The organism is Microbulbifer maximicatervae (SeqCode) (genome assembly GCF_052467695.1).
Window position 1 is genome coordinate 3,151,260 of the sequence record NZ_CP174320.1, and the last position, 19,197, is coordinate 3,170,456.

Sequence of the window (19,197 nt, forward strand, 5' to 3'; positions counted from 1 at the left end):
AATTTAACGTGAAATTTTCCTTTAAACCGACCCCAGGCTTTGTCCGTGATATGACTGATGGACACTCAGTTCTCGGTCTGGCGGTATCCACTCTTTTATATATTGTTTGTGTCAGCGGAACACTGGCGGTTTTTTACAATGAGTTCGAACGCTGGGAGCAGGCCTCCGAGTTGGAGAACCTTAATGTTGAAGCCTCTGTGTATCGGACTGCTACAGAAAATGCGATTGCGTTAGCCAAGCAGGAAAAAGAGGATCTCGATTCAATTACCTTCACCATCCCCAATCAGGATAAGCCCAGATTGATGGTTGAAGTCGGCGATATGGAGCGATATGTCGCTGAAGATGGTTCCCTGTTGGGCAAGGTGGAGCATGAGTGGACCCACTTCCTGGCCTACCTGCATTACGCGCTCAACCTTCCTGTTGGTTATGGAGTCATCCTGGTTGGTTTGATCGGGATGGTGATGTCCGCTCTGATCGTCTCCGGTTTGCTGGCCCATCCCAAAATTATTAAAGACGCTTTCTCTTTCCGTCTTTCTGGCTCTAAGCGTCTTCAGCAAGTGGATTTGCACAATCGCCTGGGGGTTTGGGCCTCTCCCTTTCATCTTGCCATAGCCATTACCGGGGCTTTTATCGGGTTGTCCCAGGTAGCCGCTTTTGCAATTGCCGGCGTATTCTTTGAGGGTGATACGGAAAAGGTAGAGCACATGCTTTACGCGGATCATCCGGTGATGGAGGAAAACGCCCCTGAAGTTGATTATCCGGATTATGCTGCAATTCTGGCAACAATGGATCGTATCGCACCGGAAGAAGAGCGCACTCGTATAGAAGTGGCATTCCCTGGACGTGAAGGCCAGGTTGTTGAGGTGTGGACCCGGGTTCCAGAGCGTTTGGTCTGGGGTGAGCGTTACCACTTTAATCCCGATGGTAGCCTGATTGAAAAAGAGGGTTGGTCTGAGGGAGACGCGGCTAAGCAGGTTTACCTTTCTACGTACCGTTTACACTTTGGCCACTTTTCCGGTTTCCCAGTGAAAATTGCTTACTTCCTGCTGGGGGTGGGGATGTGTTTGCTGGTGGTATCCGGCATCAATATCTGGTTTGTTCGCAAGCGTCAGCGCGGCAATCCCGCCGTACGTTTGGAGCGAGTCTGGATGGCTCAGGTATGGGGTGTGCCATTTGCGATTGCTCTGAGTGCGGTGACTTATCTGGCGTTTAAGCTAAATGCTGCGCAGGTGTTCTGGCTGGTGACCTTGGCGTTAAGCGTTGCGGCTGCCTTCATGGGGACAGTGGCCAAGTGGTCTATGTCTCTGCGTATTGCCACAATTATCGCTTGCGTCGGTGCAGTTGTAGTGCACGTTGCTCAGTTTGGTGAGGATTCCTTTGTGAGAGCATCACTGGTCGTTAATGTTGTGTGGTTGCTAATTGCTGCTGGAATCGCGGCCTCTTGCCTTTATAGCAGGGCGCGTCAGTCGGATAGCGAGCCTGTATCCGCCGGTGCCAATCCACTGGGTAGCAACTAGATTTTTGGGGTCCCGCAGTGCCTCTGCAGGGCCCCCAAAACTTCTATCGGACTTACAAGGTCCCTTTCAATTAATTGGCAGGGCGTAACATCTCGATATGCGGGATGCCGTCTTCCTCATATGGCTCAGACACCTGCTCAAAGCCAAATTCCCCGTAAAATCTATCCAAATGTTGTTGAGCTGAAATGCGAATACCAGTGTTGGGGTATTCTTCGCATGTGTGCATTACGGCTCGGCGAATCAGCTCCTTGCCCAGGCCTGTTCCGCGACTGGCTTCTGCGGTTAATACTCTTCCTATCGAAGGTTCCCGGTATTTAAGGCCTGGGAAAACAACTCTCAGGTAGGCCATAACCTGCGGGTTATTTTCGTCTCCTTCCCAGCAGATCAGGTGCCAGGAGTGTTGGTCTTTGCCGTCGGCATCCTGATAGGGGCAATCTTGTTCTACCGTAAAAACTTCCTGCCTTACTCGCAAAACTTCGTAAAGTTGACTGAGCGTAAGCTCTTTAAAGCTGCACCATTGCCACTGCATAAAGGTGAATTCCAAATTATTGTCACTAATTTTGTATTGTGATTGGAGTTAAAAGGTATAGATTATTTATAAGATCGATTAATTTTAATTGGATGCCTGATTGTCGGCTCTATGAAAGAATCCATGCTTGAGGTAATGGATAACTTGCGAGATAACTTTTTTATCTTTCATCATAAACACATGGGTCACTGGCATTTGCAGATGATCATTCATGCCATCCAGTTTTGTGCTGGATACGGAGACTTTACCATCATCGGTTTCTGGGATAAGGCGGGATAGAATCAGGTTGATGCTGCGAGTACCGGCAATAATACCTACATCAAAATCTGCACTACCGAGCTTGTTGGGGACGCTCATCTCGCCGGTACCCAGCTGTAGCCCAGCATCCCCAAACATAAACTTGAAACCGGGGAATGTTCCCAGTTTATCAACTACTTCGCTGCCTTTATTGGGTGGGCCCAACATGACAACGCGATTCAGGTTTTTGATTTCAGCTGAATGTAGATATTGCCTTACCAGAATACCGCCCATGGAGTGAGTGACAAAATTGATTTCTTGCGCGTTACCGCACTCCTCGACAGCAGGCGCAATGGCCATGCTGGCCAAAGCTTCAATGGAGTGCTTGGTCGAAGGGTAATCAATATTGACCGTTTGGAAACCCTCGGCATCTATGGCCTTTGCCAGTTTCTCCATTGAGCTATCTGATTTGGCTAATCCATGCAATAAAATCACACAAGCGGAGTGAGCACTTGCTGATAGCAGCGTAAATGCGGCGGCAATTATAAAAGCGAACTTTTTCATCGGTTTGAACTTCCTGTCGACTTCTTGTACCTATTCGTGTGGCGTTGTTGTCGGAGCAATTAATTTGGGTTGGGTTGAAGTTGGCAGTGTTGGCGGAGAATGTCCGCTGCCCGCTCCGGTTTATCGGGGGTGATCACGATAGTTTGTGTAGCCAGGCGCAGTACGACAGATTTTTGCTGATCGGTAGCAAATGCACGATAGCGCCCCAACTTTTGGTTTTGAAACAGGCCTATATAGCCAAATAAGCCGGAATTGCCAAAGATGCGGACTGATCCTTGCATGGCGGTTGAGTCGGGGAATGCTTCAGATAGCCCCTCCAAGGAGATGGTGGTTTTCCAACCCGGGCGCAATATCAAGAGGTTGCCATTTTTGATGGCGTAACCACGGATGGCAAAGAAGGCGCTGAGAGCCAGTATTGCAGGCGGAAGTGCTATGGCAATGCTATAGAGGGTAGATGGAGCAGCTGGTGCTCTCGATGCCAGAAAGAGCGGCAGTCCCAGTAGGAGTAATGTGCATATGGCACTGATAATTTGGAGCTGGCGGCTCCACGGCGCTTTAAACGCGATTGTTGGCATACTTGGTTTAACTCAACGGATTACCTGAATGCCTCAATCATAGTGCTATTGGAATCTGCTTGGCAAAGGTAGAGATGGTTTGGTTTTAACGGTTGCTCGCTATGGAAGACTGTATTTTGATTAACGAGAATTCCCAGTCAGCCCTTGTGGTCGAAGGGGGTGCTATGCGGGGGATTTTCGCTGCAGGCGTATTGGATGCATTTTTGGAGGCGGGCTATCGGCCATTTGATTTTGCGATCGGTGTATCCGCAGGCTCCACCAACTTGATTGGTTATCTGGCGGGAAATCATGGGCGAAGTCGGCAAATACTAATGGACCATGCCCGGCGGGCAGACTTCATCGACTGGCGCCGCTATCTCCGAGGCGGTCATTTTTGTGATATTGGCTGGTTGTGGCATGCGTCCTATCAGGATATTCCGCTCAGTGTCGATAGTTATGTTGAGAATGGAATACCGCTTTATGCCGTGACTACCAGTATCAACACGGGGGAGGCTAGATACCTGAAAGTAACTCCAGAAAATATGCACGAGGTTTTCCCGGCCTCTTGTGCCATTCCGGTTGCTTACCGGGGGTTTCCTGAAGTGGATGGGGAGCCTATGACCGATGGCGGTCTGGCTGATTCGATACCGATTATTCAGGCCTATCAGCAGGGGGCCAGAAATATAACCGTTATTCTTTCGCGCCCTCTGGGGTATCGGAAAATTAAGGGGCCTGCTCCAAAATTTATCAAACAGTTTTTCCGTGATCATGCCCGGCTATTTGAGGCCGTGCTGGAGAGGGGGGAGAAATATAATCGGGCTCTGGAGTTTATCGAGGTGCCTCCAGAGGGGTGCCAGGTTTCGGTTATTGCGCCTCCAGACAATTTCCCGGTTAAGCGTTTTACCCAGGAAGCAGAGTTGCTTGAGGAAGGTTATGAGAGCGGCAGGACCCGGGGTTGGGAATTTCTTGGTGAGCTTCCCGGTCAGCGGGACTCTTTACCGTCAATTGAATAGTAGTGCCGGTATAAATGGGTTGATTGAGCTTAATCAGAATGTGAATGGTGAGGTAATCGACTGGTGGAAATACGTTTGCTCGGAGTGACAGATGCGCCCGCCATATCTGCTTTTTATTTATCTAATGAAGAGCACCTGAAGCGCTGGGAGCCCATTCGTGAGCCCGGTTTTCACAGTTCCGGGTCCTGGATTCGACGCATAAGCTCTGGAGGAATTTTAAAGTTTGCTGCATTAGAGTCCGGGTGTGATCAGTTACTGGGTGTTTGCTCCTTGACGAATATCATCCGAGGCCCATTTCAGGCCTGTAATATGGGATATGCAGTTGACCAGTCCCACGAGGGGCGGGGCTTAATGGGGAGCTTGTGTCGTCATGTCGTTGATTATGCTTTTGACACCCTAAATTTGAATAGGGTGATGGCTAACTACATGCCTGGCAACGATAGGTCGGCTGCTCTACTGGAGGCACTGGGCTTCGTTGTCGAGGGTAGGGCGGCAAAATACCTGAAGATCAATGGATGCTGGGAGGATCATATCCTCACGGCGAAGCTAAACCCCAGATCCTTGGATATTTAATGATGTTCGTTGAATGAGACGCCAAATGGCATTTACTTCACTGTGTGTCTATAGGAGTCTTGGGTAGGACTGAGATATTGTTGCTAACCTATTGCGATTTCATGGACGACTTCGAATAACAGTTTTGCGGAAGGAGAAAGGGATGAATGGGAAGTGCCTATGCGGTGGGGTTGAGTTCCAGCTGGAAGAGCCAATTCCAAACCTTTACCAATGCCATTGCTCGCTCTGCCGCAAATTGAGTGGTTCCGCCTCGGATACGGCCATGTTTATTAGCCGGGATCAGTTTCGCTGGGTGCGGGGCTTAGACCGAATCTCTTCATTCCGGACTCCTACGGGCTATCGATCTGACTTTTGCAGTGGATGCGGAAGTACAGTTCCTCACTTAATGAGTAATACAACGCACTTCTGGGTGCCTGCTGGATTGTTGGAGGGAGATATCGATGGGAAAGTCGTGGCCCATCTTTGCACTGAATCCAAAGCATCCTGGGATGAAATTTCTGGTGAAGCGGAGTGCTTTAACGAAATGCCGGAGCTGGAGCGATTGATGCATCTATTGCATGGCGGCGAAGAAACGGTGGATGGGGAATGGGAGGAGAGCCAGGCGGCTTCAGCTGAAGTTTAAAAACCCAAACTCTTTTCTAATTGGCGCAAACAAAAAAGCCCCGCTCTTGCGAGCAGGGCTTTTTTGTATATGGCGGACCGGACGGGACTCGAACCCGCGACCTCCGGCGTGACAGGCCGGCATTCTAACCAACTGAACTACCGGTCCGCATTCCTGCTTCTCTTGGTCGCTCTTGCCGGGCAAGAGTAAGAGAAGTGGTGGGTGGTACAGGGGTCGAACCTGTGACCTACGGCTTGTAAGGCCGTCGCTCTCCCAACTGAGCTAACCACCCCGTGTCAGGAGCTGCGTATCATAATGATTTTTTTACTTAGGTCAACAACTTAGGGAAGTTTTTCTAAAAAAGTTTGCGCCTGGCTTTAAGTGTGAGAAGCGGGTGTGTATTTGAAGAAATTGCTGCTCGTCTATTGGCAATATTTGGTAATAAAACAGGGTGCTACTTTCATTGCCCCGGTTTTCTATAAATTTTGTTAGTCGGTCTGCACAGTTTGTGGTGGGGAGTGGGGAGGTGGTTGTGTATTGAAAAGTGGTTTTGAATTTTTCATATACAAAAAAGCCCCGCTCTTGCGAGCAGGGCTTTTTTGTATATGGCGGACCGGACGGGACTCGAACCCGCGACCTCCGGCGTGACAGGCCGGCATTCTAACCAACTGAACTACCGGTCCGCATTCCTGCTTCTCTTGGTTGCTCTTGCCGGGCAAGAGTAAGAGAAGTGGTGGGTGGTACAGGGGTCGAACCTGTGACCTACGGCTTGTAAGGCCGTCGCTCTCCCAACTGAGCTAACCACCCCGTGTCAGGAGCTGCGTATCTTAATGATATTTTTTTTGCGGTCAACAATTTTGTTGGAAGATTTTTAAAAATTTTTTTAAGAATAAAAAACACCCAAAAGTTGTTTAAAAATTAATTAATTAGAGGATTTTTTGAGGGCTTTTTAAGTTGTTTTTATCGGTCAAAATCAGCTGCGTAGAAATTCAGAAAATAAAAATTCAGGCTGGAGAAAATTGTTGCAGGAAAATTTTGTCGGCACTGCGCTCGCACTATTTTTTTACGCTGAGATTTGGTTGTTTTTTTGTGGCTCTTTCAAATTTCCAGCGTAAGCAACTGAAAATAAAATGTTAGAAAAATGAAAAGATGTGAGGCACAAACAAAAAAGCCCCGCTCTTGCGAGCAGGGCTTTTTTGTATATGGCGGACCGGACGGGACTCGAACCCGCGACCTCCGGCGTGACAGGCCGGCATTCTAACCAACTGAACTACCGGTCCGCATTCCTGCTTCTCTTTGGTTGCTCTTGCCGGGCAAGAGTAAGAGAAGTGGTGGGTGGTACAGGGGTCGAACCTGTGACCTACGGCTTGTAAGGCCGTCGCTCTCCCAACTGAGCTAACCACCCCGTGTCAGGAGCTGCGTATCTTAATGATATTCTTCGTGGCGTCAACGCCTTTTTTGAATTTTTTTTTGTCTTTCAATGAGTTAACGCGCTTTTGTGTGAATTCGTGGGCGTGTCCGCCGGGGGGTGACACTGTTATAATCGCCCCAATTCCCGTTAGTTAGAGCGTGAGAAAAGCTGTGACACAGAAGACCTGGCTGGCCCAACTTGTACTGGCATTCGGTATGTTTTGCCTGTCCATCGCTGCACATGCGGTAGTGGAGACACAAAAATTGTCCTCTCCCGAGCTGGATGCAAGGTATCGCGTGCTTATTGAAGAGATGCGCTGCCCCAAATGTCAAAACCAGAACCTGGCAGACTCCGATGCGTCTATTTCCTCGGACTTGCGTCGTGAAATCCGCCGTTTGCTGGAGGAAGGATTTACGGACCAGGAAATCGTTGACTACATGGTGGCCCGCTATGGGGATTTTGTGCTCTACCGCCCACCTGTTCAGAAAAATACCTTGATCCTGTGGTTGGCTCCGGGAGTTTTTGCCGTTTTCGGGCTTCTGGCCTTGATTGTGATCGTGATGCGCTCAAAAAGTGGTACCGGGGCTCGCCAAGATGACGGCAGTGGGGAACTCACTGATGATGAGCGGCGTCGATTAAAGCAGTTGTTGGGAGAAGGAGCTGTAGATGAAGGTGATAGCGGGAAGGAAGGTAAATGATTGATATCTGGTTTGGTGTAGCCCTATTGCTACTGTTGGTAGCTTTTGTATTTCTGATTCCTGCTTTGAGAGCTGCAGGCAGACGTCGCAGCGGTAGTAGCAAGCGAGAGGCTATGGCAGCGCTCTACCGGGAGCGCAGTAAAGAACTTCGCGCTGCGGTGCAGAGCGGTGCGATGGATGAAAAGCAGTTTGCCCAGCTGGAGGCAGATCTCGCGCGGGAACTGCTGGCGGCTCAGCAGGAAAGTCAATCTGGTGAAGCCAGGCAGGGTGGCGGCCGATTGCTAATCGGCCTGGCGGTTTTGGTGCCTGCAATTGCAGCAGCTGCCTACGGGTTTTCCGACCGACCGTCCGAAGTAGCTTTGTATCGCGATATGGTGGCGAGCCAAGGTGGGCACACCTCTTCGGAGGAAGAGGCAAAAATCACCCGTCAGTTGCAGGAGCGGGCTAAAACTCATCCAGATGATCTTAGTAGTCGCTATATATTGGCGCAGCGGCTACTGGTGAGTGGCGATTTGGCTGGGGCGGTAGATTCCTATCGCTATGTTGTGGCTCGCGAGCCACAGGCGGCCAACGTTAAGGCTGAGCTGGCACAAGCGCTATTTTTTGCTGGCGGTTCCAAGATTACCGATGAAATCCGCTCCTTGATCAAGCAGGTGTTACAGGTGCAGCCATCCAATGGCACTGTGCTGGGCTTGGCGGGTATTGCCGCTTTTGAAGATGGAGACTATCGCAAGGCTCGCCAGCATTGGCAGCTAGCACTTAGCCAGCTTCCCCCAGGATCTGCAGCAGCAGAGGCGCTTCAGGCTGGCGTTGCCAGGGCCGAAAGCGCTTTGGCAGACAGCGGTGAGGCTGTAGCGGTGCAGGCAAAGGTAGAAACGAAAGAGAAAGGCCCGCAGATTCGAGTTCAGGTCAGTTTGGGGGAGGGAGTTGAAGCCCCAGAATCTACCCCGGTATTTATCTATGCACGCAGTGCTGCGAGCCCGATGCCTCTGGCTATCGTGCGCCTCACGGCTGGGCAGTTACCGGCAGAGGTTGTGCTGGATGAGTCCCGAGCAATGATGCCTGGAAGCTCCATCGCCACTGTCGACTCTGTGCAGTTGGTAGCGCGACTGGCCATTAAGGGAGATGCGCGTCCGGCCCCGGGGGATTGGCAGGGAATGATTAGCGAGTTGCCTAAATCCCGCTGGAGTGAAACTCAGTCAATAGCCATCGATAGTCAGCTGTAACTGGCTGTGACTGTCGAAAATGAGGTCACAGTGTAAGCTGTGGCCTCATTTTTATTTGCGGCCGGATGGCATTCTTGCGTCTAATTGGCCTCAAGCTCACATTGCCCCGATATTGATGAGTTCTATTGGGGCAAGTTGGCATTTGGTAGCGATCGTCATGTTTGACTTGACCGCTGCTTGGTCGGATTGATAATCCCGACTGAACATTACTGTGAAGAATAGCGCTGAATGCTCTGGCGACACCAAGTAATATTAAAGGTTTGGTGTCCCGCCCGGCAGAGAAAAATATCGAGTTTATAAATACATGCGTCTGAAGTGCATCAAGCTAGCGGGCTTCAAGTCTTTTGTTGACCCTACCACTGTCTATTTTCCGACAAACCTCAACTCGGTGGTGGGTCCCAATGGCTGTGGTAAATCCAACACCATCGATGCGGTGCGCTGGGTAATGGGGGAATCCTCCGCAAAGAACCTGCGCGGCGATTCGATGACAGACGTTATCTTTAACGGCTCCAGTGGCCGCAAGCCCGTGGGGCAGGCCTCGATTGAGTTGGTATTTGATAACTCTGAGGGCAAGCTTTCTGGAGCCTATGCGTCTTTCTCGGAGATTTCCGTCAAGCGCAAGGTAACCCGGGAAGCACAGAACACCTATTACCTGAATGGCGAGAAGTGCCGCCGCCGCGATGTAACCGATCTCTTCTTGGGTACCGGCCTTGGCCCGCGCAGCTACGCCATTATTGAGCAGGGCATGATCTCCAAGTTGATCGAAGCCAAGCCCGAAGAGCTGCGCGTCTATATCGAAGAGGCCGCCGGTATCTCCAAATACAAGGAGCGCCGCCGGGACACCGAAAACCGGATGAGGCGGACCTCTGAAAACCTTGAGCGCCTCACGGATATCCGCGATGAGCTGGATCGCCAGTTGTCCCGACTGGAGCGACAGTCCGCAGCAGCGGAAAAATACAGCCGATTTAAAGAGGAAGAGCGCAGTCACAAGGCCAATCTTCAGGCGCTCAAATACCGCGAACTGGATGACCAATCCAAGGCCAAGCAGCAACAAATAGGTGAGCTTGAACTCACCGTTGAAGAGCTGGTTACCCGCCAGGTCACCTGTGACACAGGCATTGAGCAAAAGCGCGTGGGGTACCACGAGCTATCTGACAGTTTTAACGAAGTCCAGGGGCGCTTTTATGCCGTCGGTGGAGATATCGCCCGTTTGGAGCAGAGTATTGCCCACGCTCGTGAGCGCTCTACTCGCCTGCATTCCGATTTGGCGCAAACCGAACAAGAATACCGCGAGGCAGAGACCAACCTCGAAGTGGATCGCGAAAAAGCGGCCCAGTTTGAGGAGGAACTTGAGATTATTCTGCCGGACCTGGAGATGGTCTTAGCAGCAGAAGAGGAATCTGCTGCGGCGCTGCTCGAATCTGAAGAGCAGATGCGCAATTGGCAGAACGAGTGGGACCAGTTTAACCAGGGTGCCTCTGGCTCCCGTCAGAAAGCTGAGGTGCAGCAATCCCGCATCCAACACTTGGAAACTTCTGGCCAGCGGCTGCTGGAGCGGGTCAACAAGCTATTGGCGGAGCAGTCCGGCCTCCAGGTCTCTGACGACGATGAAGAGACGCTGCAGCTGAACGAACAGATGGCCGAGCTGGAAATGCAGGCTGAAGAACGCCGCGAGGAAGCGGCAGAGCGTCGCGAGTCTCTGGACAGTCTCCGTGTGCAGGAGCGGGAGCTGGCTACCGAACTCGATCAGTTACGCTTGCAGCTGCAAACCGGACGAGGCCGTCAGGCGTCTCTGGAAGCCTTGCAACAAGCTGCTTTAGGGCAAGGCAAGGCAGTTGAGAATTGGCTGCAGCAGCAAGCCCTGGCTGACAAGCCCCGGCTCGCCGACCAGATTAAAGCCCAGCCCGGCTGGGAAACCGCAGTTGAAACTATCCTCGGCCCCCAATTGCAGGCGGTATGTGTTGAGCAGCTCGAGTCCGTGGCTGAAGGATTGGCGGCACTGGAAAGCGGTCAAGCGGTTCTGATCGATAACAGTGCTGTAAATAGCAATGCGAAGGGAGCACTTCCTTCGCTGCAGGATATGGTTCAGGGGCCAGCCTCTCTCTCCGGCATCTTGGCGGGAATTTATACCGCAGAGGATTTGACTGAGGCGCTGTCCAGGCGAGCGAGTTTGCAAGCTCATGAGTCTATTGTGACTCGCGATGGGCTCTGGCTCGGCCCCAACTGGTTGCGAGTGAATCGCGCCAGTGATGCAGAGGCCGGGGTCCTGGCGCGCAAGCAGGATCTTGAAACCCTGGGGCAGGAGCTGGCCCTATGTGAGGAGCAGATAGAGAGTATTGCCGAGCGACGCGAGTCCCTGCGCACGCAAACGGTCGATCTCGAACGCTCCATCGAACAAGCTCGCAATGAGTCCGACCAGCTCGGGCGTCGCGAGGCAGAGCTGCGCAGCCAGTTGTCCGCCCGACGGGCGCGTGCGGAGCAGATGAATGAGCGCCGTATCCGAATTGAGCAGGAAATCGATGAGGTGCGTGAGCAGCAGGAGTTGGAAGGGGAGTCCCTGTCGGAAGCTCGTCTAATGCTGCAGGAAGCTGTCGAGGCGATGAGCGATGATACCGATCGTCGCGAAACGCTAATGGCACGCCGGGAGGAATTGCGCGAAGCTTTGGATGCCGTGCGCCAGCGCGCGCGGGAGGACAAGGATCGCGCCCATGAACTGGCTATGCGCGAGCAGTCAGTGCGCACCCAGATGGTGTCTCTTGAGCGCACTTTGCAGGTGATGAGCGAGCAGCTGGAAAGGTTGCGCAGTCGTCGTCAGCAATTGCAGGAGCAAATGGAGGAGACCCAGGACCCCTCCCAGGATTTTCAGGCTGAGTTGGAAGAAAAACTCGGCGAGCGTATTGAGGTGGAAACGGAACTCGCCGATGCGCGCAAAAAGTTGGAAGAGGTTGAGACCGGCCTGCGTGAGCAGGAACAGGAGCGCCACAAAGTGGAGGCGGCTCTTCAGGGGGTGCGCGCCCAGCTTGAGCAGGAGCGTCTCGCTGCGCAGACTCTGGAGGTGCAACGAAACGGATTGGTAGAGCAGCTGCGCGAGAGCGAGCACGATATCGATCAGCTGCTCGAACAGTTACCTGGCGATCTGACGATTAAACAGGTACAGGAAGATTTGGAATTGGTAGCCGCGCGTATCTCGCGCCTCGGGCCGATTAACCTCGCAGCTATCGATGAATACAAGCAGGAGTCTGAGCGCAAGAACTACCTGGATCGCCAGTATGGGGATCTGATGGAAGCGCTGGAGACCCTGGAAAATGCAATTAAGAAAATCGACAAGGAAACGAGAATCCGCTTCAAGGAAACTTTTGATCAGGTAAATGCGGGCCTGCAGGAACTCTTCCCGAAAGTTTTCGGTGGTGGTAATGCCTATCTGGAACTTACCGGTGAAGATCTGCTCGATACTGGTATCGCGATCATGGCCCGCCCGCCGGGCAAGCGCAACAGCACAATCCATCTGCTCTCGGGTGGAGAAAAAGCGCTGACGGCGATCGCTTTGGTATTCTCGATTTTCCGTCTGAATCCAGCACCTTTTTGTATGTTGGATGAGGTGGATGCTCCCCTTGACGATGCTAACGTTGGTCGTTACGCACGAATGGTTAAAGAAATGTCAGAACACGTTCAGTTCATCTATATTACCCACAATAAGATCGCAATGGAGATGGCGGATCAGTTGCTGGGGGTTACCATGCACGAGCCGGGTGTATCCCGACTGGTGTCGGTGAATGTGGAAGAAGCAGCCGAGCTGGCTTCTGCATAAGGGCGTAAAGGGAGAGGCGCTAAAAAATGGATAACTGGCTGGTTACAATCCTGGTTGTCGTTCTGTTGGTCGTTGTGGTCGATGGCATACGCCGGGCGATCTTACGGCAGCGCGCGGCAGTTAAGGTCTCCCGCAATCTGTCGCGGGCCATGCAATCTGAAGTAAAAAATGAAGCTGATCCGGTCTCAGAGAAGGCTGAAGAAGAGCCCTCGGTCCGCAAACCCCTGGAGACGCGGGAGCCCAAGCCCGCAAACAGCGAATTGCCGGGGCAGGCTCGCGTTGTTCAGCGCCGTCCGCTAGAGGATGCGCTACATGTGAATCGCCAGGTGCAGGAGAGCTTTATTTCCTCGCGCAAACCGCTCGCCGGCAGCAGTCCCCAGAGGAGTCCGGAAGAGCAGGGTATCCTCGATTTGGAAGAGCAAGTCCCCACCCTGATGGAGTCGGTCGGTGAAGAGCAGCGCTATGAGCCTGCATTAGATGAGGCTGAAAGCCTAAATGCGATGGATAGCGCTCACAGTCCTGAGCATGAAGCGGTGCATGAGGATTCTCAAGCCGAGCGATCTTCTCAATCTCCAAGCTCTGGCAGTGTTGGTGAAGGTGCTCCCACCCGTGAGGTGTTGGTGATTAATGTAATGGCGCCAGAAGGGGATTACTTCGAGGGTAATGACTTACTTCGGGTAATGGTTGCCTGTGGCATGCGCTTTGGTGAAATGAATATTTTTCACTACCATGAGCACGGCGGTGCTGATGGGGCCATTATCTTTAGTCTCGCCAATATTGTTGTACCCGGCGTTTTCGACCTGGCCCAGATGGAAGAATTTGCCACGCCGGGTGTTAGCCTGTTCCTGACACTACCTGTGGAAGGCGAAGCGATTAAAGCTTTCGATCAACTGCTTTCCACCTCATACAAAATTGCCGAGCTGCTCGGTGGCGAATTGAAGGATGAGAATCGCAGTGTATTTACCGCGCAAACGGCGGAGCATTATCGTCAGCGGGTTGTGGAGTATCAGCGCCGCAGAACTTTAGCGATGGCGCAAAGCTAGCTCGCAATCTCTAAATAATTGTTGCCATTTTTAATGCGGCCCGGGATGCCGGCTGATTTTCATTTTGGAAATTAGCCGTAAGCTCGGGCCGTATTTGCATGTAAAATCGAAATAATTTTCTAACTATTATTTTTATTCACTCGAATTGCCGATGACTCATCAAACTATTTCCCCTCAAGTGCGCGAACGTGTTCAGGAATTACATGAAATCCTCCAGCGTGCGAATCACCAATACTATGTGCTTGATGATCCCGAGTTGCCGGATATTGAGTACGACCGGCGCCTGCGCGAGTTGCAGGACTTGGAAAGTGAATTCCCTCAGCTACTGACACCGGATTCTCCCACCCAGCGGGTAGGCGCAGAGCCGCTCTCCTCTTTTCAGGAAGTTCGCCATGAGGTGGCGATGTTGTCTTTGGATAACGCCTTTAATGATGAAGAGTTGCTGGAGTTTGACCGCCGGGTGTGTGAGCGCCTCAACAGTAAAGGGCCGGTGGAATACGCCTGTGAACCCAAGTTAGACGGTATCGCTATCAGCCTTTTGTATCGCGACGGAGTACTTGAGCGAGCTGCAACGCGCGGCGATGGTGCCACCGGTGAAGATATCACCCAGAATGTACGCACCGTGGGATCTGTACCTCTGCGTTTGCGTCAAGCAGATGGTATTGAAAAGTATCCGGGTGTATTGGAAGTGCGCGGCGAAATCTATATGCCGAAAGCGGGCTTTGCCGAATTGAATCGCAAAGCGGCCGCGGCGGGTGAGAAGCTTTTCGTAAATCCTCGAAATGCCGCTGCCGGCAGTTTGCGTCAATTGGACTCCCGCATAACAGCGCAGAGACCGCTGGAATTGTGTGTGTATGGCACTGGTCTTGTAGAGGGCGGTGAGCTGCCGGAAAAGCACGTTGAGACTTTGCAGCTGCTGGGGCATTGGGGCTTCCGTACAAACCGGGAGATGCGCGTCGCTAAGGATATTCAGGGCTGCATCGATTACTACCGGGAAATCGGCGAGAAGCGCGAGGACCTCGCTTACGATATCGACGGTATTGTTTTTAAGGTCAACAGTATTCCCCTGCAGCGCCGTCTCGGCTTTGTTGCCCGCGCACCCCGTTGGGCCATGGCCTATAAGTTTCCCGCTCAGGAGGAAATGACTGAATTATTGGATGTTGAATTCCAGGTAGGGCGCACCGGTGCGGTTACCCCGGTTGCTCGCCTACAACCGGTGTTTGTCGGCGGGGTTACCGTTTCCAATGCAACTCTGCACAATCGAGATGAGATCGAGCGCCTCGGCGTACAGGTGGGTGATACCGTCATTATTCGCCGTGCCGGAGATGTTATCCCGCAGGTGGTTTCTGTAGTGGAGAGCAAGCGCAAGCCGGGTGGCCACGCTATTGAATTCCCTACGCATTGCCCGGTATGCGGCTCGCCGGTGGAATCAACGCCCGGTGAAGCGGTGGTCCGCTGTAGCGGCGGCCTGATTTGTAGTGCCCAGCGCAAGCAGGCCATCAAGCATTTCGCTTCGCGCAAAGCAATGGACATTGATGGTCTGGGAGACAAGCTGGTAGAGCAGCTGGTAGATGAGGACTTGTTACATTCGGTGTCCGGGCTCTACCACCTCACCTTGGAGCAGGTGGCGGGACTTGAGCGAATGGGGCAAAAGTCTGCCCAGAACCTCCTCGATGCACTGGAGCGCAGTAAAGAGACCACGCTGCCTAAATTCCTCTATGCCCTGGGTATCCGAGAAGTGGGTGAGGCTACTGCGCGCAATTTGGCGCGGCACTTTGGCGAATTGAATCCGCTAATGTCGGCAGATGTCGAGGCTTTGCAGGAAGTTGAAGATGTGGGCCCAGTGGTCGCTCATTTTGTTGCTGAGTTTTTTCAGCAGCCTCATGCCCAAGAAGAGGTGGAGGCACTGCAGCAGGCGGGTGTGCATTGGCAAGCGGAGGAGAGTGACGAGCAGGATCAGCCCCTGGCAGGGGAAACCTGGGTGCTCACCGGCAAACTGGAAACCCTGTCCCGCAGTGAAGCAAAAGACTACTTACAGAGGCTGGGTGCGAAAGTCGCAGGAAGTGTTTCCGCCAAGACCGGCACTCTGGTTGCCGGGCCAGGCGCTGGCTCAAAATTGACCAAAGCGCAGGAGCTAGGTATCACAGTTATGGATGAAGAGGCGCTTCTGGATATGCTGCGCGAAAGGGGCTTTGAGATTTAGTTCTAGTATTTTAGGCGGGGCACCATTAGTAACTGAATAGCCGAACTTTTGAGCACTTTGCAGGTTCGTGTTTTGTTTTGTGGCTTTCTGGTCGCTTCGCCGTTAAAGTTGATACCTTAGATCTGTTTTGCCCTGGGTACCTGATGTCCAGTGGCACTGTGGTAAGGAATGGAATTAATGCTTCAGGGCGATCAGGAATCCATCGTTTACGGATGTATCAAAGACAGCAATAGCCTCGCTGGCGGCAGCGATCGGCGCAGGGTGAACCGCAATGCTGTGCTCGCTCTGCCCAGTGCTGACGAATGGCCATTCCTGTGCCGGGATATGTTTGCTATTCCCACCATTAAGGTGAAGCAATCCCAGTACCAAACCGATGTTATCCACTTTGGCGCTTCCTATCGGGCGGTAGAATACGAGTGGGATTTGTGGATACAGAAGTTTGAAGAGTTGTTGAAGAGTATGTATTGGGTTTCGGCAACTGTGCATTTGGAAACTGAGCTTTCCGGCGTTCACTCTTTCAGCTGGGAATCCGCTGGCCTCTATCACGAGCCGGGCAGCGGCGATATGCAGGTTCGCTGCGAGTGGACCCAAGAGGGGCGGGTGAGTATCTGATTTTTGTGGCCCGGTTGGTCCGGGCCCTCTCTTGCCTAATTGCCGCAAAGCAGATTTAAATAAGCAGCCCTGTCACAAATCCTATCTCTCTTTTTCTTTCCGCAACTATATTCCCTGATAGTCTCTGGAACTGAAACTTTGGTCTGTTAAAGTGTCTTTGCCGAACGGTACCAAGGTGCCGCGGCCGAGAAGCTGTAAAGCCAGATTATAAGAATTGGCGCGATCTGGGCGCCCTATCAGGAAGGAATACACATGATTAAATCCAGTTCTCTGCTGTTTGCCAGCGCACTGATGTTGTCGCCGCTGTTACATGCGTCTGAGCACGAAAGCAAAATGGATATGAGCAGTAAGGCCCCAGCAGATGCCAAGGTCTATATTATCTCGCCGAAGGATGGAGAGAAGGTGCCCCAGACATTTACGGTGAAGTTTGGTTTGTCTGGTATGGGTGTGGCACCGGCGGGTACCAATCAAGAGAATACCGGCCACCATCATCTGCTGATTGATGTGGATGATATGCCGGATATGAGCAAGCCTTTGCCGGCGAGTAAGAACATCATTCACTTTGGTGGCGGGCAAACCGAGACTCAAGTTACCTTGCCACCGGGCAAGCATACGCTACAACTGGTTCTGGGCAACTATATGCATGTGCCACATAAAGAGCCTGTGATGTCCAAGAAAATTACCGTCGTGGTCGAGTAGGGCTGCAGCGGCTAAATAACCTTCTGTCGATGCATTAAGCGCATCTGGGGAGAGTGAAATGGGTGGCGAATTCCGCACTGAGAAGGACAGCCTGGGCGAAGTTCAGGTGCCGACTGAGGCGATGTATGGCGCGCAAACCCAGCGCGCCGTGGAGAATTTTCCTGTCAGTGGTCACGGCTTGCCGGCAGAGTTTATCCGCGCCATTGTGCTGATAAAGAAATCTGCTGCGGAGGCCAACCGGGACTTGGGGTTGCTGGATAAAGCCCAGGCTGAGGCCATTATCAATGCCTGCGACAGTCTCGGTGATGAGGAGTATGCCACTCATTTTCCCGTCGATATTTACCAGACAGGTTCTGGTACCAGCTCAAATATGAATGTTAACGAGGTGCTCGCTCACCTTGCAGAAAAGCACAGTGATCAAACCATCAGCCCCAATGATCACGTGAATATGAGTCAGAGCAGTAATGACGTGGTTCCGACCGCGATTCATGTGTCCGCCCTGCTTGCAGTGCGCGACACCCTGCTGCCTGCGTTGCGCCATTTGCACACTGGCTTGTGCGACAAGTCCACGGAACTTGAAAGTATTGTAAAAACCGGCCGCACCCATCTGATGGATGCAGTGCCTATGACAATGGCGCAGGAAGTTGGAGGTTGGGCTGCACAAATAGAGGCGTGCCGGGAGAGGATTCGCGCGGTAATGCCTCGGCTTGCCCAGCTGGCTCAAGGCGGAACGGCGATTGGCACCGGGCTCAATGCTCACCCGGATTTTGCCGAGCTGTTTGCACAAAAAATCAGCGCCCACACATCTCATCAGTTTCGCCCGGCAGAGAACTTTTTTACCGCAATTTCCAGTCAGGATACGTCGGTGGAATTGTCCGGGCAGCTCAAGGTGTTGGCAGTTTCCCTGATGAAAATTGCCAATGATTTGCGTTGGATGAACAGCGGTCCGCTTGCTGGCCTCTCCGAAATCGCCCTGGAGGCCTTGCAGCCAGGGAGCAGCATTATGCCGGGCAAAGTGAACCCGGTTATTGCTGAATCAGTTACTATGGTTTGTGCCCGGGTGATGGGTAATGACACCACAGTGACCGTGGCGGGACAGAGCGGCAATTTTCAATTGAATGTTATGTTGCCTTTAGTAGGCAGTACGCTGCTGGAAAGTATTAACCTGCTCGCGAATGCATCGACCCTATTGGCTGATCGAGCCGTTGCCAGTTTCGCGGTGAATCGGGCGCATATTGAGGGAACCCTGGGCCGCAACCCCATTTTAGTGACCTCCCTTAACCCAGTGATTGGCTACCTGAAAGCGGCGGAGATTGCCAAGGCCGCCTATGCCAGCTGTAGGCCAGTGCTGGATGTTGCTGTTGAAATGACGGACCTGGATAGAGAAACGCTTGAGGAATTGTTAGATCCCGCCCATTTGGCCAAGGGTGGGCTGATTAGCTAGGGGCAAAAAAGGCGATTCCCAACAGTATTAACGATATAATGGCTGTCAGGCACATAAGCCAGTGCAAAAGCCTTAACAGCGTGGCTCGATCCTCTGGTTCCAGCATTCTTCTGCTCATTGATGCCTCCTGCGGCGTTGACAGGAACCGGCCAATCCCTCACGATTCGACGCCGCGTCGGTACTGGGTGCCGACAATACAATGGTAGCGCCACAAAATGTGGCAGTCTCACCTGTTTTGAAAATCAATGTATCCAGATCGTCATGGCTAAAAGAAGTCGCCGCTCCTTTATTACTAGTGTCCTCGCCTGTGTCGCCTTTGTAGTGGCGGCAGTCTACAGCTGGGACCTGCCCGTTAAGGATGTTGTCACCTATTTCATTCTTCTGTTGGTGATATTGCTTGTCATCATTGCTCTGGCGTTTGGGTGCGGGGCTTTATTGAATTGGTTGCGCAGGCGTAAATAATAG

The 19,197-nt window shown here is 52.4% G+C and carries 16 protein-coding genes and 6 tRNA genes; 13 read left to right on the forward strand and 9 right to left on the reverse strand.

Features of this window, described 5'->3' with window-relative positions; translation table 11 throughout:
• Positions 1-8: 8 nt before the first annotated feature.
• Positions 9-1,517: a PepSY-associated TM helix domain-containing protein gene (locus ACJJI8_RS13945; protein ID WP_444932734.1), complete on the forward strand. Its 1,509-nt coding sequence runs from the start codon at positions 9-11 to the stop codon at positions 1,515-1,517.
• Positions 1,518-1,587: 70 nt separating this feature from the next.
• On the opposite strand, the gene ACJJI8_RS13950 is transcribed toward ACJJI8_RS13945, so the two are convergent.
• The 3 genes from ACJJI8_RS13950 to ACJJI8_RS13960 all read right to left on the reverse strand — a co-directional run bounded on the left by ACJJI8_RS13950 (position 1,588) and on the right by ACJJI8_RS13960 (position 3,422).
• Entirely contained in the window at positions 1,588-2,046 is a 459-nt protein-coding gene (locus tag ACJJI8_RS13950) for a GNAT family N-acetyltransferase (RefSeq protein WP_444932735.1), read from the reverse strand.
• A gap of 84 nt (positions 2,047-2,130) precedes the next feature.
• A complete protein-coding gene (locus ACJJI8_RS13955) occupies positions 2,131-2,847 on the reverse strand; it encodes an esterase/lipase family protein (RefSeq protein ID WP_444932736.1) in 717 nt (238 codons plus the stop codon).
• A 59-nt stretch (positions 2,848-2,906) separates the two neighbouring features.
• A complete protein-coding gene (locus ACJJI8_RS13960; RefSeq protein ID WP_282933480.1) occupies positions 2,907-3,422 on the reverse strand; it encodes a PH domain-containing protein in 516 nt (171 codons plus the stop codon).
• 101 nt (positions 3,423-3,523) lie between these two features.
• Here ACJJI8_RS13960 and ACJJI8_RS13965 point away from each other — a divergent pair, with 101 nt between their 5' ends.
• From ACJJI8_RS13965 to ACJJI8_RS13975, 3 genes are all read left to right on the forward strand, one after another.
• The gene (locus ACJJI8_RS13965) at positions 3,524-4,414 is read left to right on the forward strand and encodes a patatin-like phospholipase family protein (protein ID WP_444927354.1); all 891 of its coding nucleotides are present in this window, start codon (positions 3,524-3,526) and stop codon (positions 4,412-4,414) included.
• 63 nt (positions 4,415-4,477) lie between these two features.
• Positions 4,478-4,987, forward strand: a complete 510-nt coding sequence (locus ACJJI8_RS13970; protein ID WP_444894356.1) for a GNAT family N-acetyltransferase — start codon at positions 4,478-4,480, stop codon at positions 4,985-4,987.
• Between the two features lie 142 nt (positions 4,988-5,129).
• On the forward strand, positions 5,130-5,609 hold the full coding sequence (locus tag ACJJI8_RS13975) for a GFA family protein (RefSeq protein WP_444932737.1): 480 nt from the start codon (positions 5,130-5,132) through the stop codon (positions 5,607-5,609).
• 70 nt (positions 5,610-5,679) lie between these two features.
• On the opposite strand, the gene ACJJI8_RS13980 is transcribed toward ACJJI8_RS13975, so the two are convergent.
• The 6 genes from ACJJI8_RS13980 to ACJJI8_RS14005 all read right to left on the reverse strand — a co-directional run bounded on the left by ACJJI8_RS13980 (position 5,680) and on the right by ACJJI8_RS14005 (position 6,993).
• Positions 5,680-5,756 (reverse strand) — tRNA-Asp (locus ACJJI8_RS13980).
• Positions 5,757-5,804: 48 nt separating this feature from the next.
• Positions 5,805-5,880, reverse strand: a tRNA-Val gene (locus tag ACJJI8_RS13985).
• A gap of 314 nt (positions 5,881-6,194) precedes the next feature.
• Positions 6,195-6,271, reverse strand: a tRNA-Asp gene (locus tag ACJJI8_RS13990).
• A 48-nt stretch (positions 6,272-6,319) separates the two neighbouring features.
• A tRNA-Val gene (locus tag ACJJI8_RS13995) sits at positions 6,320-6,395 on the reverse strand.
• A gap of 396 nt (positions 6,396-6,791) precedes the next feature.
• A tRNA-Asp gene (locus tag ACJJI8_RS14000) sits at positions 6,792-6,868 on the reverse strand.
• Positions 6,869-6,917: 49 nt separating this feature from the next.
• Positions 6,918-6,993, reverse strand: a tRNA-Val gene (locus ACJJI8_RS14005).
• 176 nt (positions 6,994-7,169) lie between these two features.
• On the opposite strand from ACJJI8_RS14005, the gene ACJJI8_RS14010 reads away from it, so the two are divergent.
• From ACJJI8_RS14010 to ACJJI8_RS14050, 9 genes are all read left to right on the forward strand, one after another.
• Positions 7,170-7,697 carry a cytochrome c-type biogenesis protein gene (locus ACJJI8_RS14010; protein ID WP_413665137.1) on the forward strand — a complete coding sequence of 176 codons (528 nt, stop codon included), beginning with the start codon at positions 7,170-7,172 and terminating at the stop codon, positions 7,695-7,697.
• On the forward strand, positions 7,694-8,923 hold the full coding sequence (gene ccmI, locus ACJJI8_RS14015) for a c-type cytochrome biogenesis protein CcmI (RefSeq protein ID WP_413665138.1): 1,230 nt from the start codon (positions 7,694-7,696) through the stop codon (positions 8,921-8,923). Before ACJJI8_RS14010 ends, ccmI begins: the two co-directional genes overlap by 4 nt.
• Before the next feature lie 304 nt (positions 8,924-9,227).
• Positions 9,228-12,731, forward strand: coding sequence for a chromosome segregation protein SMC (gene smc / locus ACJJI8_RS14020; protein ID WP_444932738.1), 3,504 nt, complete (start codon positions 9,228-9,230; stop codon positions 12,729-12,731).
• A gap of 26 nt (positions 12,732-12,757) precedes the next feature.
• The gene (gene zipA, locus ACJJI8_RS14025; protein ID WP_444932739.1) at positions 12,758-13,774 is read left to right on the forward strand and encodes a cell division protein ZipA; all 1,017 of its coding nucleotides are present in this window, start codon (positions 12,758-12,760) and stop codon (positions 13,772-13,774) included.
• Between the two features lie 151 nt (positions 13,775-13,925).
• Positions 13,926-15,977, forward strand: coding sequence for an NAD-dependent DNA ligase LigA (gene ligA / locus ACJJI8_RS14030; RefSeq protein ID WP_444932740.1), 2,052 nt, complete (start codon positions 13,926-13,928; stop codon positions 15,975-15,977).
• Between the two features lie 177 nt (positions 15,978-16,154).
• The gene (locus ACJJI8_RS14035; RefSeq protein ID WP_282933471.1) at positions 16,155-16,589 is read left to right on the forward strand and encodes a hypothetical protein; all 435 of its coding nucleotides are present in this window, start codon (positions 16,155-16,157) and stop codon (positions 16,587-16,589) included.
• A gap of 252 nt (positions 16,590-16,841) precedes the next feature.
• Positions 16,842-17,288 (forward strand): DUF4399 domain-containing protein, encoded by a 447-nt coding sequence (locus ACJJI8_RS14040; protein WP_282933470.1) that lies wholly within the window; start codon positions 16,842-16,844, stop codon positions 17,286-17,288.
• 58 nt (positions 17,289-17,346) lie between these two features.
• Positions 17,347-18,732 (forward strand): class II fumarate hydratase, encoded by a 1,386-nt coding sequence (locus ACJJI8_RS14045; protein WP_413665142.1) that lies wholly within the window; start codon positions 17,347-17,349, stop codon positions 18,730-18,732.
• Positions 18,733-18,993: 261 nt separating this feature from the next.
• Positions 18,994-19,194, forward strand: a complete 201-nt coding sequence (locus tag ACJJI8_RS14050) for a hypothetical protein (RefSeq protein WP_282933468.1) — start codon at positions 18,994-18,996, stop codon at positions 19,192-19,194.
• The last annotated feature ends 3 nt before the right edge of the window (positions 19,195-19,197 follow it).

What these genes read in the sequence shown, in the direction of transcription:
- ACJJI8_RS14045 (WP_413665142.1), top strand. Translation starts at nt 17,347, where the DNA reads ATGGGTGGCGAATTCCGCACTGAGAAGGACAGCCTGGGCGAAGTTCAG.
- ACJJI8_RS13950 (WP_444932735.1), bottom strand. Translation starts at nt 2,046, where the DNA reads ATGCAGTGGCAATGGTGCAGCTTTAAAGAGCTTACGCTCAGTCAACTT.
- ccmI (WP_413665138.1), top strand. Translation starts at nt 7,694, where the DNA reads ATGATTGATATCTGGTTTGGTGTAGCCCTATTGCTACTGTTGGTAGCT.
- ACJJI8_RS13960 (WP_282933480.1), bottom strand. Translation starts at nt 3,422, where the DNA reads ATGCCAACAATCGCGTTTAAAGCGCCGTGGAGCCGCCAGCTCCAAATT.
- ACJJI8_RS13975 (WP_444932737.1), top strand. Translation starts at nt 5,130, where the DNA reads ATGAATGGGAAGTGCCTATGCGGTGGGGTTGAGTTCCAGCTGGAAGAG.
- ACJJI8_RS13955 (WP_444932736.1), bottom strand. Translation starts at nt 2,847, where the DNA reads ATGAAAAAGTTCGCTTTTATAATTGCCGCCGCATTTACGCTGCTATCA.
- ligA (WP_444932740.1), top strand. Translation starts at nt 13,926, where the DNA reads ATGACTCATCAAACTATTTCCCCTCAAGTGCGCGAACGTGTTCAGGAA.
- ACJJI8_RS14050 (WP_282933468.1), top strand. Translation starts at nt 18,994, where the DNA reads ATGGCTAAAAGAAGTCGCCGCTCCTTTATTACTAGTGTCCTCGCCTGT.
- ACJJI8_RS14035 (WP_282933471.1), top strand. Translation starts at nt 16,155, where the DNA reads ATGCTTCAGGGCGATCAGGAATCCATCGTTTACGGATGTATCAAAGAC.
- ACJJI8_RS13965 (WP_444927354.1), top strand. Translation starts at nt 3,524, where the DNA reads ATGGAAGACTGTATTTTGATTAACGAGAATTCCCAGTCAGCCCTTGTG.
- zipA (WP_444932739.1), top strand. Translation starts at nt 12,758, where the DNA reads ATGGATAACTGGCTGGTTACAATCCTGGTTGTCGTTCTGTTGGTCGTT.
- ACJJI8_RS14040 (WP_282933470.1), top strand. Translation starts at nt 16,842, where the DNA reads ATGATTAAATCCAGTTCTCTGCTGTTTGCCAGCGCACTGATGTTGTCG.
- smc (WP_444932738.1), top strand. Translation starts at nt 9,228, where the DNA reads ATGCGTCTGAAGTGCATCAAGCTAGCGGGCTTCAAGTCTTTTGTTGAC.